At 71.1% G+C, this 13,680-nt stretch carries 17 protein-coding genes; 10 read left to right on the forward strand and 7 right to left on the reverse strand.

The window, feature by feature from the left end; translation table 11 throughout:
• Positions 1 to 103: 103 nt before the first annotated feature.
• Complete coding sequence (locus GQR16_RS17150) at positions 104 to 445, forward strand: hypothetical protein (protein WP_157416389.1); 342 nt, start codon at positions 104 to 106, stop codon at positions 443 to 445.
• Positions 446 to 481: 36 nt separating this feature from the next.
• On the opposite strand, the gene GQR16_RS17155 is transcribed toward GQR16_RS17150, so the two are convergent.
• Positions 482 to 928, reverse strand: a complete 447-nt coding sequence (locus GQR16_RS17155; RefSeq protein WP_157416390.1) for a sterol carrier family protein — start codon at positions 926 to 928, stop codon at positions 482 to 484.
• Positions 929 to 1,138: 210 nt separating this feature from the next.
• Between GQR16_RS17155 and purD the strand changes: the two genes are divergently transcribed.
• Together purD and GQR16_RS17165 are read left to right on the forward strand one after the other, a co-directional pair.
• Positions 1,139 to 2,452 (forward strand): phosphoribosylamine--glycine ligase, encoded by a 1,314-nt coding sequence (gene purD, locus GQR16_RS17160; RefSeq protein ID WP_157416391.1) that lies wholly within the window; start codon positions 1,139 to 1,141, stop codon positions 2,450 to 2,452.
• A gap of 19 nt (positions 2,453 to 2,471) precedes the next feature.
• Positions 2,472 to 3,413 (forward strand): phosphoribosylaminoimidazolesuccinocarboxamide synthase, encoded by a 942-nt coding sequence (locus tag GQR16_RS17165; protein WP_157416392.1) that lies wholly within the window; start codon positions 2,472 to 2,474, stop codon positions 3,411 to 3,413.
• Between the two features lie 16 nt (positions 3,414 to 3,429).
• Here the strand turns inward: GQR16_RS17165 and GQR16_RS17170 are convergent, their stop codons facing one another.
• The gene (locus GQR16_RS17170) at positions 3,430 to 3,957 is read right to left on the reverse strand and encodes a DUF1269 domain-containing protein (RefSeq protein WP_157416393.1); all 528 of its coding nucleotides are present in this window, start codon (positions 3,955 to 3,957) and stop codon (positions 3,430 to 3,432) included.
• A 197-nt stretch (positions 3,958 to 4,154) separates the two neighbouring features.
• Here GQR16_RS17170 and GQR16_RS17175 point away from each other — a divergent pair, with 197 nt between their 5' ends.
• The gene (locus tag GQR16_RS17175) at positions 4,155 to 4,997 is read left to right on the forward strand and encodes a VOC family protein (protein ID WP_157416463.1); all 843 of its coding nucleotides are present in this window, start codon (positions 4,155 to 4,157) and stop codon (positions 4,995 to 4,997) included.
• Positions 4,998 to 5,038: 41 nt separating this feature from the next.
• Here the strand turns inward: GQR16_RS17175 and GQR16_RS17180 are convergent, their stop codons facing one another.
• The 3 genes from GQR16_RS17180 to GQR16_RS17190 form a co-directional block, all read right to left on the reverse strand.
• Positions 5,039 to 5,320 carry a hypothetical protein gene (locus GQR16_RS17180; RefSeq protein ID WP_157416394.1) on the reverse strand — a complete coding sequence of 94 codons (282 nt, stop codon included), beginning with the start codon at positions 5,318 to 5,320 and terminating at the stop codon, positions 5,039 to 5,041.
• 10 nt (positions 5,321 to 5,330) lie between these two features.
• Positions 5,331 to 5,513 carry a hypothetical protein gene (locus GQR16_RS17185; protein ID WP_157416395.1) on the reverse strand — a complete coding sequence of 61 codons (183 nt, stop codon included), beginning with the start codon at positions 5,511 to 5,513 and terminating at the stop codon, positions 5,331 to 5,333.
• A gap of 81 nt (positions 5,514 to 5,594) precedes the next feature.
• Entirely contained in the window at positions 5,595 to 6,245 is a 651-nt protein-coding gene (locus GQR16_RS17190; protein WP_170298549.1) for a TetR/AcrR family transcriptional regulator, read from the reverse strand.
• Between the two features lie 192 nt (positions 6,246 to 6,437).
• On the opposite strand from GQR16_RS17190, the gene kynA reads away from it, so the two are divergent.
• The 4 genes from kynA to GQR16_RS17210 all read left to right on the forward strand — a co-directional run bounded on the left by kynA (position 6,438) and on the right by GQR16_RS17210 (position 10,222).
• Positions 6,438 to 7,337 carry a tryptophan 2,3-dioxygenase gene (gene kynA, locus GQR16_RS17195; protein ID WP_157416397.1) on the forward strand — a complete coding sequence of 300 codons (900 nt, stop codon included), beginning with the start codon at positions 6,438 to 6,440 and terminating at the stop codon, positions 7,335 to 7,337.
• 4 nt (positions 7,338 to 7,341) lie between these two features.
• Positions 7,342 to 8,343 carry an amidohydrolase family protein gene (locus tag GQR16_RS17200; protein ID WP_157416398.1) on the forward strand — a complete coding sequence of 334 codons (1,002 nt, stop codon included), beginning with the start codon at positions 7,342 to 7,344 and terminating at the stop codon, positions 8,341 to 8,343.
• Positions 8,344 to 8,375: 32 nt separating this feature from the next.
• Entirely contained in the window at positions 8,376 to 9,599 is a 1,224-nt protein-coding gene (locus GQR16_RS17205) for a kynureninase (protein ID WP_157416464.1), read from the forward strand.
• A gap of 152 nt (positions 9,600 to 9,751) precedes the next feature.
• Positions 9,752 to 10,222 (forward strand): hypothetical protein, encoded by a 471-nt coding sequence (locus tag GQR16_RS17210; RefSeq protein ID WP_157416399.1) that lies wholly within the window; start codon positions 9,752 to 9,754, stop codon positions 10,220 to 10,222.
• An 86-nt stretch (positions 10,223 to 10,308) separates the two neighbouring features.
• Here the strand turns inward: GQR16_RS17210 and GQR16_RS17215 are convergent, their stop codons facing one another.
• Together GQR16_RS17215 and GQR16_RS17220 are read right to left on the reverse strand one after the other, a co-directional pair.
• Entirely contained in the window at positions 10,309 to 11,829 is a 1,521-nt protein-coding gene (locus GQR16_RS17215) for a DHA2 family efflux MFS transporter permease subunit (protein WP_157416400.1), read from the reverse strand.
• 41 nt (positions 11,830 to 11,870) lie between these two features.
• Complete coding sequence (locus GQR16_RS17220) at positions 11,871 to 12,440, reverse strand: PadR family transcriptional regulator (RefSeq protein WP_157416401.1); 570 nt, start codon at positions 12,438 to 12,440, stop codon at positions 11,871 to 11,873.
• A 239-nt stretch (positions 12,441 to 12,679) separates the two neighbouring features.
• Here GQR16_RS17220 and purS point away from each other — a divergent pair, with 239 nt between their 5' ends.
• A complete protein-coding gene (purS, locus tag GQR16_RS17225; RefSeq protein ID WP_170298550.1) occupies positions 12,680 to 12,943 on the forward strand; it encodes a phosphoribosylformylglycinamidine synthase subunit PurS in 264 nt (87 codons plus the stop codon).
• Positions 12,944 to 12,948: 5 nt separating this feature from the next.
• Positions 12,949 to 13,647 carry a phosphoribosylformylglycinamidine synthase subunit PurQ gene (purQ, locus tag GQR16_RS17230; RefSeq protein WP_157416402.1) on the forward strand — a complete coding sequence of 233 codons (699 nt, stop codon included), beginning with the start codon at positions 12,949 to 12,951 and terminating at the stop codon, positions 13,645 to 13,647.
• Positions 13,648 to 13,680: the final 33 nt, after the last annotated feature.

Consider the following 13,680-nt stretch of genomic DNA (forward strand, 5'->3'; position numbering starts at 1 on the left):
CCGTCGGGACTCACAGACATGCGCCGAGCACCGGCTCCTGATCCCAGACCGCTGCGAGCACCTCTTGGAGCCGGGAGTCGCCACGCGTCGATACAGTTTCGGGATGGGAACCGACTGCGCGACGTGCGACACCGCTCTGGTGCACAACGCCGGCACTCCGCCGCACGACGTCGACATCGCGAAGACCTCCGCGGCACTCGAAGAACGTGTCGTGGAAGGACGCATGCGCATCGTGCGGGCCGACGTCCCGCTCGGCGACATGCTTGCGCTCGCGGAGTCCGACCGGAAGTTCACGATCGTGAGCTTCCTGACGTGCGAGTCGTGCGGGCGCACCCGCTTCTGGGGGCTCTGCATCCGTGGCGCGCCCACCTACAAGGTCGTCGAGGCCGGCGCACCCGCGACGTGGCCGTGGGACGCGGTGCCGCCTCGGCACCTCTGGGCGTAGGCCGTCACGCCTGCATCGATCACGACGGTGAGGCGCTCAGCCGCGCAGCACCGGCAGCAGGCCCTCGAGGTCGGCGCGCTGGCCCGAGGCGTGCACGCGGCCCGCGTCTCGGGCGTCAGCCCACGCGAGGCTGCCGGTGGCCAGCGACAGCCACGTCGCGGCATCCGTCTCGATGACGTTGGGGGGGGTGCCGCGCGTGTGCTTGGGGCCCTCGACGCACTGCACGGCCGCGAACGGCGGAACCCGCACCTCGACGGTGCCGCCGGGCGCGCGCTCGGCGAGCAGCTGCAGCGAGTAGCGCACGGCCAGCGCCAGGGTCGTGCGGTCGACCACGGTCGGGGCGGATGCCGCGGGCGACCCGTCTGCGGCCGAGTCGCCGTCACCGGCAGCACCGCCGGCCGCACCGGCAGCGACTCCGGATGCCGCCCGCCAGGCGGCCACCGCCGCGCGTCCTTCGTCGTCGCCGATCCTCGCTCGTGCCATGCTTCCATCCTCCCGCACACCGCCGACCCTGCCGGATGCCCTGCTGATGCCCACCGTGCGGACGCGAGTGGTCGCCATTCGAGCCGCGAGGCGACCATCTGCGTCCGCGCGCGAACGGGGTGCCCGGGCTCGTCGGCGGTGCGCGTCCGCAGTGCGCGCGAGCGGCGTCACGCCGCGGGCGGCGCGGGCCCGATCGGGTAGCCTGAACCGGTGCGAATCCTCATCCTCGGCTCGGGCGCGCGCGAGCACGCCATCATCCTCGCGCTCCTCGACGAGGAGGCCGGGCACGAGATCGTCGCCGCACCGGGCAACGCCGGCATCGCGGCATCCGCGACCTCGTCTGCCCGCGGCAGCGTCGAGACGATCGCGCTCGACCCGACCGACCGCTCGGTGGTCACCGACTACGCGCTCGAGAACGACATCGACCTCGTGATCGTGGGCCCCGAGGCCCCGCTCGTCGCGGGCGTCGCCGATGCGCTCCGCACGCGCGGCATCCCGGTGTTCGGTCCGGGCAAGGCCGCGGCCGCGCTCGAGGGCTCGAAGACCTTCGCGAAGCGCATCATGGAGGAGGCGAACGTGCCCACCGGCCGTGCGCGCCTCGCCGAGAACCTCGCCGACGTCGAGGCCTCGCTCGAGGAGTACGGTGCGCCGTACGTCGTGAAGGCCGACGGCCTCGCGGCGGGCAAGGGCGTGCTCGTCACCGAAGACCGCGATGCGGCGCTCGCGCACGCGACCCACTACCTGCAGCAGGGGCCGGTGCTCGTCGAGGAGTTCCTCGACGGCCAGGAGGTCTCGCTCTTCCTGCTCTCCGACGGCACGAACGTGCTGCCGCTCTCACCCGCCCAGGACTACAAGCGCCTGCGCGACGGCGACCAGGGTCCGAACACCGGCGGCATGGGCGCCTACTCGCCGCTGCCGTGGCTCGACGCCGACTTCGGCAGCGAGCAGGCGTTCGTCGACGAGGTCATCGAGACCATCGCGCTGCCGACCGTGAAGCAGCTCGCCGACGAGCAGACCCCGTTCATCGGGCTGCTCTACGCGGGCCTCATCCTCACGACGCGCGGCATCCGCGTGATCGAGTTCAACGCGCGCTTCGGCGACCCCGAGACCCAGGTCGTGCTGCCGCGACTCGCGACCCCGCTGTCGGGCCTGCTGCTGGCCGCGTCCACGGGCGGGCTCGGCGAGCTGCCCCGCCCCGAGTTCCGCCCCGACGCCGCGGTCACGGTCGTGCTCGCGAGCGAGGGCTACCCCGAGGCCCCCGAGACGGGCCGGGCCATCGAGGGGCTGGATGCCGCGGCATCCGTTCCCGGTGTGCACATCGCGCATGCGGCGACCGCCATCGGCGCGGTGACCGAGCCCGACGTCGACCCGCCCCTGCTCGCGACCGGGGGCCGCGTGCTCAACGTCGTCGCCGTCGGCGAGGACTTCGGCGAGGCCCGTCGCCGCGCCTACGAGGCGCTCGGCCACCTGCGCCTCGATGGCGGCCAGTACCGCACCGACATCGCCGCGCGCGTCGCCGAATAACCAGAGCAAAGGAAGCACCATGAGCGACACCGAGTACGCCGGCTGGACCCACGTCTACTCGGGCAAGGTGCGAGACCTCTACGTGCCGACCTCGGTGCTCGACGACGACGACACGTGGACCGGCGACCCGCTGCGGCTCTCGCCCGTGGTGCTCGTGGTCGCGAGCGACCGCGTGAGCGCGTTCGACGAGGTGCTCGAGCCCGCGATCCCGGGCAAGGGCGCGATGCTCACCGAGCTCACGCGCTGGTGGTTCGACCAGCTGCCCGAGGTGCCGAACCACCTCGCGCACCCGCTCGACGACCGGCTACAGGCACTCGGCCTGCCCGAGGTGCCCGCCGAGCTCGCCGACCGGGCGACGCTCTGCCGCACGCTCGACATGTTCCCGATCGAGTGCGTCGTGCGGGGCTTCATCACGGGCGGCGGCTGGAAGGAGTACCAGCAGACGGGCGCCATCGGCGGCATCGCGCTGCCCGAGGGGCTCTCGAACGGCGACCGTCTTCCCGAGCCGATCTTCACGCCCGCGTGGAAGGCGCCGCTCGGCGAGCACGACGAGAACATCAGCTACGAGCGCACGGTCGAGATCGTGGGCGAGGTCGTCGCGGCCCAGCTGCGCGAGCTCTCGCTCGAGATCTTCGCCAAGGCGCAGGCCATCGCCGAGTCGCGCGGGCTCATCCTCGCCGACACGAAGTTCGAGTTCGGCGCCGACCGGGCGACGGGCATCGTGACCCTCGGCGACGAGGTGCTCACGAGCGATTCGAGCCGGTACTGGGATGCCGCGACGTACGCGACCGAGACCACGCCCGAGCGTCGCATGGCGAGCTTCGACAAGCAGATCGTGCGCGACTGGCTCGCCGCGAACTGGGACCAGTCCGCCGTCGAGCACGCGCCGACGCTCCCGCACGAGATCGTCGAGCAGACCGCGGCGAAGTACCGCGAGCTGCTCGACCGTCTCGGCGTCTAGCGTCTAGCAGTCGGGCCTAGGAGGCGATGGCCTTCGCGATCTTGTCGCCGCCCTCGCTGATGGCCTTCTCGAGCGCCTCGAAGTCGTCGCGGTCGATCACCTTGTCGACCTTCTTGGTGGTCTGCCCGAGCGCCTTGTCGATGCGATCGAGGTAGCGGTCGTCGATGACCGCGACGATCGCGGAGCTGCCGGAGGGCAGGTACTGCTCGAGGTCGAGCCCGACCTTCTTCTCGTCGTGCTTCTTCGCCAGCTTGCCCGAGATCGCTCCGATGCCGGCGCCGATGGCCGTGGCCGCGAGCAGCGGCGGGGAGAACAATCCGACGACGAGGCCGGCGGCGCCGCCGATCCACGCGCCGGCGGCGACCTGGCCGGTGCCGTGCTCATCGACGGTGACGCGGCCGTCGTCACTGCGGCGCAGCACGACCGACGAGACGACCTCGATGTCGTCGGCCGACTGGGCGTCCTTCAGGAGTCGGTAGTCGTCGGTCGCCGTCGCGGCGTCGTCGTACGTCGCCACGTAGAGCACCAGGTTGTCCATACCCATGATTCGTTCCCCCTCGAAGAATGCTCCCGGCATCCCCCCGGAGCGTGTGGCCTCCACTCTATGGACCCGGAGAACGCCGGTTCAAGGGGGATTTCGCCCTCCGGCGGAATACCCGGCCGGCGTCCGCGTTACTATTAGTTGTGCTTACAACTAATGGAACCCCGAACGGCGCCGGCCTGCTCGCCGCAGACACCGGCATGGGCGCCGTGACCCTGCGCGTCGGCGACCTCGACGGCATGATCCGCTACTACCGCGACGGCGTCACGCTCGACGTGCTGAGCCACGACGGCCCGGTCGCCGTGCTCGGCCGCGGCACGACGCCCGTCGTGATCCTGCAGCACTCCCCCGAGCTCAAGCACGCCTCGCCGCGCGACGCGGGGCTCTACCACACGGCCGTGCTCTTCGAATCGCGCGAGGCGCTCGCGACCGCGATCTACTCGGTCGCCTCGCGCTACCCGGGCACCTTCACGGGCAGCGCCGACCACCTCGTCAGCGAGGCGTTCTACTTCACCGACCCCGAGGGCAACGGCGTCGAGCTCTACTTCGACCGCGACCGCTCCGGCTGGAGCTGGGTGCACGGCCAGATCGAGATGGCGACGATCTACCTCGACCCCAACGAGTACCTCCGCGAGCACCTCGGTCAGCGAGGGGCGGATGCCGCGGCATCCGGCACGGGCATCGGCGACGCGGTCGTCGGGCACGTGCACCTCTCGGTCGGCGACATCGCGAGCGCGCGGGAGTTCTACGTCGACCGCCTCGGATTCGAGACCACCGCCGCCATGGGCGACCAGGCGCTGTTCGTCTCGGCCGGCGGCTACCACCACCACATGGCCATGAACACGTGGGGCAGCCGCGGTGCGGGTCGCCGCGGTCTCGCGCTCGGCCTCGGCAAGGTCGAGATCGTCGTGCCGAGCGCCGACGACCTCGGCGAGCTGGGCGAGCGGATGTCGCACTTCAAGGTCGCGACACGTGACGACGGCCGCAGCCTGGCGTTCGACGACCCGTGGGCGAACCTCGTCGAGGTGCGCGCCGGAGCGTAGCCGGGTAGGCCACCGGGTCAGGCCACGGGTCAGGCCACGGGTCAGGGCGCAGGCGTACCGGAACCGTCGAGCGCGGCGACGAGGTCGTCGAGCCGCGGCTTCTGCTCGTCGTCGACCGTGAGCGACATGAACGACGCCATCGCGAGCAGCACCTCGTAGGTGTCGGGCCGGCCGCGCTTGCCGGGCCGGTGCTTCACCTGGATGCTGCGGTAGGTCGACACGGGATTGCGCGCGACCTCCTCCAAGCCGTTGTGCCGGAACTTCGCGACGCTCGCGCCGTCGAAGAGCAGGCGTTCGCCGTTCGCTCCCTTGACCTCGATCATCGGTCGCGCCTCAGAACCGTCGGCCCTGGGGGCCGTCGAAGGCGTTCTCGACGCCCTGGAAGACGGCGGTGAGGTCGGCGCCCGTGAAGCCGCCGACCGCCAGGAGGAAGCCGGCGATGGCGACGACGCCGAGGACCACGAGGGTCGACGTCTTGGGGCGACGCTTGGTCGATGCGGTGGTCGTTCTGTTCATGTCGGCGAAGCTACCGAGGTGGCGCACGGTGCCCATGAGCAACGATTGCTCAGCTTCGCGTGGAGGCTTTGCCTACGCCCGTCAGTCGTGCGACGGCTTCGGCCCCTTGGCGTGCGACATGTCGTGGAACTCGTCGAACTCCTGCCCGACGCCCGGCACGGGCGTGTTGTCGGGCCGCGCACGCAGCCCGTCGAGCACGATCGTGAGCTGGCGTCGCCAGAACGGCAGGTAGGCGCCGCCGTACTGCCCGAGGCTGCCGAGCATGTCGACGAGCACGCTGAGGTCGACGGCCGTGACATCGGGCCGGAGGGTGCCCTCCTCCTGCGCGCGGGCGACCATTCCGGCGATCGCCTCGGCGAACTCGGTGCCCGGCTTGTACGTCGGATCGAGGTCGGCCATGCGCCGCATCACCGCAGGCACGTACGGCGAGGCCGCGAGCCACTCGGCGAGGCGCTCGAGGTAGAGCTCGATCGAGCGCCAGCCGGTCTCGGCACTGAGGATCCCTGGGGCGAGGCCGTGCAGGTCGGAGACGCCCGCGTCGTACAGCTCGCGGATCAGGGCATCGCGGTTCGCGAAATGACGGTAGACGGTACCGGGCCCGACCCCTGCACGCGTGGCCAGTTCGTCGAGCGGCGCGTCGATGCCGCGCTCGGTGAAGAGGGTCCTCGCCTCGGCGAGGAGCCGCTCGTGATTGCGTCGCGCATCGCGACGGGGCGAGGCGCTCGATGTCATGGGGTTCACTGTACGCCGCGACATCGGATATGATTCGGAGGGTCGGCTCCGTTTCATCCATTTCTGAGCCGAACGGCCTTCTTGGGGGAGAAGGATGCGGTGCGGCGGGCAGACCGCCGGTTCTACCGGTCGGGGGGAGCGCCCGCCGCGCCCGACCCGCCTCCGGCGAGACCCCGCGGCTAGGCTGAACGTGTGAGTACCGAGCAGCCCGACGCCGGCGTCGACGATCGCGCGAGCGACGGCGTCGAAGGCAACACCCGCCGCATCGAGGCATCCGTCGTCACCGATTTCAGCGACCGCATGAGCTACGGCGGCTACCTCGACCTGCCGACGCTGCTCAGTGCGCAGCGACCGATCTCGCGGCCCGAGCACCACGACGAGCTGCTGTTCATCATCCAGCACCAGACCACCGAGCTGTGGCTGAAGCTCGTGCTGCACGAGCTCGAGACCGCGCGCGACCTGCTGCGGGCCGACGAACTCGCGCGGGCGCTCAAGTGCGTCGCGCGCGTGAAGCACATCCAGAAGACGCTGACCGAGCAGTGGTCGGTGCTCGCGACCCTGACGCCGGCCGAGTACGCGCAGTTCCGCGGGGTGCTCGGCAACGCGAGCGGGTTCCAGTCGTACCAGTACCGTGCGGTCGAGTTCGTGCTCGGCAACAAGAACGCCCGCATGCTGAAGGTCTTCGAGGCGGATGCCGACGCCACCGCCATGCTGACCACGGCCCTCGAGACGCCGAGCCTCTACGACGAGTTCCTGCGGCTGCTCGCTCGCGCGGGCTACCCGATCCCCGAGTCGGTGCTCGAGCGCGACGTCACGCAGGCGTGGACCTTCGTGCCGGAGCTCGTGCCGGTCTTCGCGCAGATCTACGCGCACACCGACCAGCACTGGGCCGCGTACGAGACGTGCGAGGAGCTCGTCGACCTCGAGGACAACTTCCAGCTGTGGCGGTTCCGGCATCTGAAGACCGTCGAGCGCATCATCGGCTCGAAGCCGGGCACGGGCGGGTCGAGCGGTGCGCCGTTCCTGCAGCGTGCGCTCGAGCTCACGTTCTTCCCCGAGCTCTACGCCGTGCGCACCGAGATCCCGGGGTGATCGGATGCCGCAGCTCGACGACTCCTCCCGGCTCGACCTCGGCCCGCTCGCCGCTCGCGCGCGGCGGTCGCTGAACGGCGGGCATCCCGGCGAGACGGGCGTCGCGCTGCCGCCGTTCGTCGACCACCACGTGCACCTCATGCTCGTGAGCCCAGATGCGCTCGCGGGCGGCAACCTCGCCGGTGTCGTCGACCTCGGCGCGCCGCTCGACGTGGTGACCGCGGCCCGCGGCCGCGAGGGCCTGCCCCGCACCGATTTCGCGGGCGCGTTCCTCACGACGCCCGGCGGGTATCCGGTCGGTCGCACCTGGGCCGTCGAGGGCTGCGCGCGCGAGGTGCCGCCCATCGACGGCGACGGGCGGGGCGCACTGCCCTCGCCCGCCGAGGCGGCCGTGGCCGAACAGCACGCGTTCGGGGCATCCGTCGTCAAGGTCGCGCTGAACGCCTCGGCCGGTCCCGTGTTCGACGCCGCGACGCTCGGCGCGATCGTCGCGGCCGCACACGAACGACGGATGCCGGTGGTCGCCCACGTCGAAGGCGAGGGCATGACCCGACTGGCCGTCGAGGCCGGGGTCGACGCGCTCGCGCACACGCCCTTCACCGAACGGGTCGACGACGAGCTCATCGCCCGCGCCGTCGCGCTCGGGCAGCGGTGGATCTCGACGCTGTTCGTCGCCGGCTACGGCGAGCGCACACCCGAGGCCGAACGCGCGGTCGACAACCTCCGCCGATTCCACGCCGCGGGCGGGCGCGTGCTCTACGGCACCGACCTCGGCAACGGCGACCAGCCGCTCGGCGTCAACGCCCGCGAGCTCGAGCTGCTCGCCGAGGCGGGGCTCGCGGCATCCGAAGTGCTCGAAGCCCTGACCGACCCATGGCCGCGCGACGAACCCGCCGAGGGCGTCGTGACGTTCGCGGCCGACCCCGCGCCCGCGACGCTCGCCCACCTGCCCGCGTGGCTCGCCGCGGCCGTCGTCGTGCCCGCCGAAGAACTGGAGACCCTGTGACGCTCGACCCCCAGCTCGCGTTCGCCCGGCGCATGGACCGCTCCGACGGGCTCGCGCATCACCGGGCGAAGTTCGAGGGGACCGACACCGACCTCGTCTACTTCGACGGCAACTCGCTCGGGCGCCCGCCGAAGTCGGCGATCAGGCGCGTCGAGGAGTTCCTGCGCGAGAGCTGGGGCGGGCGCCTGATCCGCGGGTGGGACGAATCCTGGCTTCGCCTGCCGAACGAGATCGGCGACCGCATCGGCCGCGCCGTGATCGACGCCAAGGCGGGCCAGACCGTCATCGGCGACTCGACGACCGTGCTGCTCTACAAGCTCGCGCGCGCGGCCGTCGACGCGCAGGTCGCCCGCGACCCCGCCCGCCGCGAGATCGTGCTCGACACCGACAACTTCCCGACCGACCGCTACGTGCTCGACGGCATCGCCAAGGAGCGCGGACTGACCCTGCGGTGGATCGAGGTCGACACCTCGTCGGGCGTGACGCCCGAGCAGCTCGCCGCGGTCGTCGGCCCGCAGACCGCGCTCGTCGTGATCTCGCACGTGGCCTACCGCTCGGCCTACCTCGCCGACGCGCCCGAGTTGACGCGCATCGCCCACGATGCCGGCGCCCTCGTGCTCTGGGACCTCTGCCACTCGGCCGGCTCGGTGCCCGTGAAGGCCGACGAGTGGGGCTTCGACCTCGCCGTGGGCTGCACGTACAAGTACCTCAACGGCGGGCCCGGGTCCCCGGCGTTCGCCTACGTGCGCGAAGACCTGCAGGAGGTGCTCGAGCAGCCGATCCAAGGCTGGTGGGGCACGACCGGCATGTTCCTCATGGGGCCCGAGTACCGGCCGGCGCCCGGCATGCAGCGCTTCATCAGCGGCACCGCGCCCGTCGTCGGCATGATCGCCATGCAGGAGACGCTCGCGATGATCGAGGAGGCGGGCATGCCCGCGATCCGGGCGAAGTCGATCGCCCTCACCGAGTACGCGATCTCGCTCGCCGCCGACTGGCTCGCGCCGCTCGGCGTGACCCTCGCCTCCCCCGACGACGTCGAACGGCGCGGCGGCCACGTCACGCTCTTCCACCCCGAGATGCGCGAGGTCGTGGCGCGTCTCTGGCAGCAGGACGTGATTCCCGACTACCGCGACCCCGGCGGCATCCGCATCGGCCTGTCGCCGCTCTCGACGAGCTTCGAAGAGGTGCACCGCGGCATGGCGGCGACCCGCGACGTGCTCAAGCAGGTGCTGCTCGAGCGCGCCGGGCTCGCGTAGCAGGGGGCTCGGTTACCACCCGCGTCGCCCCGTGACAACCCCACCGCCCCGATCAGGCGTTCCCCCGATGCGCGCCCTACCATGGCCGGATCATCGGAACGGCGAGCGCTCGTCACGAGCCGGCTCCCGTTCCCGAACGGCAGGAGGGCACCATGTCAGACGCGGAGCGAACCATCTCGGAAGCACGGGCGACGGCACGCGACACCGCTGATCAGGTGACGGATGCCGCGGCGCACGCGGCCGACCAGGTGAAGGACGCCGCGGGGTCGGCGGCCGAAAACGCGCAGGACGCCGTGAAGAACGCGCGCGGTGCGGCCGAGTCGGCGGTCTCGGCGGCGAAGGAGGCGGCGGGCGACGCCGTCGACACCGCGAAGGACACCGTCGACGACGTGATCGACGGCCTCAAGTCGGCCGCGTCGCAGGCCAAGGACGCGAGTGCCGACGCACTCGACTCGGCTCAGGCCCAAGCCCGGCAGGCCTACGACTCCGGCCGCGGCATCGTCGACGACGGCGTCGGATTCGTGCAGGAGAAGTACCGCGAGAACCCCGGACTCGTGATCGCGGTGGGTGCCGCGGCCCTGCTCGCGGTCGTCTTCATCGTGCGGGCGATCACCCGTCGCTGACGCGACGCCGGCCGGCCGCCGGTCAAGGAGCGCGCAGCGCGCCTCGGCCGACGGTCTGCACTCGGCGACCGGCGGGTATCGGACGCCTAGTCGACGGCCGTGAGCGATCCGGTCGTGGGCGCGCCCGCGGCATCCGACCAGGAGGCGGCGCCCTTGTGCTCGCCCCACGCGACCGTGACCTTGGGCTTGGCGAAGAAGAGCACGACGAACGCGCCGACGACGAACGCGCCGACCGCGAGCCACAGCGATTGGCTCATGGCGGCCGTGAAGCCCTCGACGGCCTCGGGCGGCAGCGCGCCACCGCCCGCGCTGTTCTGGTCGAACCCGGGCAGCTCGACCGCGAGGCGTGCGCTCAGCAGGGCGGCGATCGCGGCGGAACCGAGCACGGCGCCGACCTGGCGGGTGAGGTTGTAGACACCCGAGCCGGCGCCGGCCTGCGACATCGGCAGGTTGCGCGTGGCCGTCGAGGCGAGCGGCGACCAGACGCCGGCCTGGCCGAGGCCGAGCAGGGCCGACGGGATCAGCAGCACCCAGAGCTCGACGTCGGGCGTCATCAGCACGGCGAAGAGCACGAGGCCGAGCGACACGATCGCGAAGCCGCTGACCGCGACCCACTTCGGGTTCACGCGGTCGTTCAGGCGCCCGGCGAGCGGCGAGGCGATGCCCATCACGACGGCCATCGGCACGAGCATGAGCGCCGCCTGCGTCGGGTCGAGCCCGCGACCGATCTGGTAGTAGAACGCGAGCGGCATCGGCATGGCCGTCATCGCGAGGCCGACGAGCGAGATCGCGCCGTTCGCGAGCGAGAAGTTGCGGTCGCGGAAGAGCCCCAGCGGCAGCAGCGGCTCGGCCGGGTTGAACCGCTGCCAGACCACGAAGCCGATGAGCACCACGATGCCCGAGATGATGAGCGACCACACCGTGATCGGCCCGACGATGGTGCCCCAGTCGTAGGTCTCGCCCTCCTGGATGCCGAAGACGAGCAGGAACAGGCCGACCGCCGAGAGCACCACGCCGAGCCAGTCGAAGCTGTGCGCATGCGTCTCGAGCTTCGGCACCAGCCGCCACGCGAGGACGAAGCCGATCACGCCGACGGGCACGTTGACGATGAAGATCCACTCCCAGCCGAGGGAGTCGACGAGCAGGCCGCCGAGGATCGGGCCCACGAGCGCCGCGACACCGGCGACGGCGCCCCAGAGGCCCATGGCCGCACCGCGCTGCTGCGGCGGGAAGATGCGGGTGATGATCGCCATCGTCTGAGGGGTCATGAGCGAGGCGCCGAGGCCCTGCACCACGCGCGCCGCGATGAGGGTTCCGATGTCGCCCGAGAGCCCGCACCAGAGCGACGAGAGCGTGAAGACCACGAGCCCGACGAGGTAGAGGTTCTTCGGCCCGAAGCGGTCGCCGAGACGGCCGGTGATGAGCAGCGGCACGGCGTAGGCGAGCAGGTACGCGCTCGTGACCCAGATCACCATCGTGAGGTCGGTGTTCAGGTCGGCCATGATGGCCGGGTTCGCGATCGAGACGATGGTCGAGTCGACCAGGATCATGAAGAAGCCGATGACGAGCGCCCAGAGCGCCGGCCACGGCTTTCGTTCGGTGTTCATGTATGCCTCCAGTGGACCGCGATGCGGTCGGTTCAGACGGGTCAGTCGGTGGTCGACGGCCACTCGAGGGCGCCCGAGCGGAGTTCGTCGATGGTCTGTGCGAGCCAGTCGGCTTCGGCGATGAGCATCGCCCTCGTGTAGTAGACGTTCAGCACGACGGACTTGGGCTTGCCCTTGTCGGCGATGCGCACCACGGCGACGTCGTGCCAGGCGATGTTGTCGCGCACGGCGTCGAGCCGGGTCGAGAGCAGTTCGATGACGCGTTCGGCCGGGAGGTTGTGCGCCTCGCCGACCGCGAGCGGGAACTCGGGGAACTCGTTGACCTGCCGCCCGAGCATCTCCTCGAGGCTCTCGTCGAACGCCGCACGCCCGGCCTCGGTCACGGTGTAGACCGTGCGCTCGGGTCGGTTGCCCATGCGCTCGGTCGCGCTCTCGACGATGAGGCCGTCACGGGCGAGCCGCTCGACGGCACGGTAGAGCGATCCGGCGCTCACCTTGACGACACGGTCCTCCTTGCGGGCCAGCATGAGCTGGTACATCTCGTACGGATGCATCGGCGCGTCGATCAGGATCGCGAGCGCCGAGAAGGCCAGCGGGTTCAGCTGCGGCATCCGTTCGCCTCCGTTCTGTTCGCATGTCGGGTCGTCGTTGGTTATTCCATCCGGAATAATACACGCGGAACAACCCGCGCCCAACCGGCAGCGGCATCGGCGACCGAACCTGCGACGATCCGGATCGCGGATGCCGGTGCGCCGCCGTTCGCCCCTCGGCGCGGCGCCCGTGCGGCGCGCACGCCCGCGGCCGGTAGAATCGAGGCAAACCACCCCTCGACACCGGACGGAGAACCGCGGTGCCCACCATCGTCGTCGACGTGATGCCCAAGGCCGAACTGCTCGATCCCCAGGGGAAGGCCGTCGCCGGCGCCCTCGCACGCACCGGTCACGCGGGGTTCGCCTCCGTGCGCATCGGCAAGCGTTTCGAACTCACCGTCGACGGACCCGTCGACGACGCGCTGCGCGCGAACGTGCAGCAGATCGCCGAAGAGATCCTCTCGAACTCGGTCATCGAAGACGTCGTGAACATCGACTTCGGCGACGAGAGCCCCGAGGCCTGACGCCCATGCGCATCGGCGTCATCACCTTCCCCGGCTCGCTCGATGACCGCGACGCACAGCGCGCGGTCCGCCTCGCGGGCGCCGAGCCCGTCGCCCTCTGGCACGGCTCGCACGACCTCGAAGGCGTCGACGCGCTGATCCTGCCCGGCGGCTTCAGCTACGGCGACTACCTCCGCTGCGGCGCGATCGCCTCGCTCTCGCCGATCATGACCGAGGTCGTGTCTGCCGCGAACGCCGGCATGCCGGTGCTCGGCATCTGCAACGGCTTCCAGATGCTCACCGAGGCCCACCTGCTCGAGGGCGGCCTGATCCGCAACGATCACGGCTCGTTCATCTGCCGCGACCAGGTGCTCACGGTCGAGAACACCTCGACCGACTGGACGAGCGGCTTCGACGCCGGCCAGCAGATCACCATCCCGCTGAAGAACGGCGAGGGCGGATTCATCGCCGACGCCGACACGCTCGACCGGCTCGAGGGCGAGGGTCGCGTGGTGTTCCGCTACGTCGACGTGAACCCCAACGGCTCCATGCGCGACATCGCCGGCATCACGAACGCGCGCGGCAACGTGGTCGGCCTCATGCCGCACCCCGAGCACGCGGTCGAGCCCGGCTTCGGCCCCGACACCGCCGCGGCCATGCGCTCCGGCATCGACGGGCTCGCGTTCTTCACGAGCGTCATCAAGACGTCCCTCGTCGAGGCGTAACCCCGCACTCTCGAATACGTGGATGGGCGACCG

The organism is Agromyces allii, assembly GCF_009749385.1.
In the GTDB taxonomy this organism is placed as follows: Bacteria; Actinomycetota; Actinomycetes; order Actinomycetales; family Microbacteriaceae; genus Agromyces; species Agromyces allii.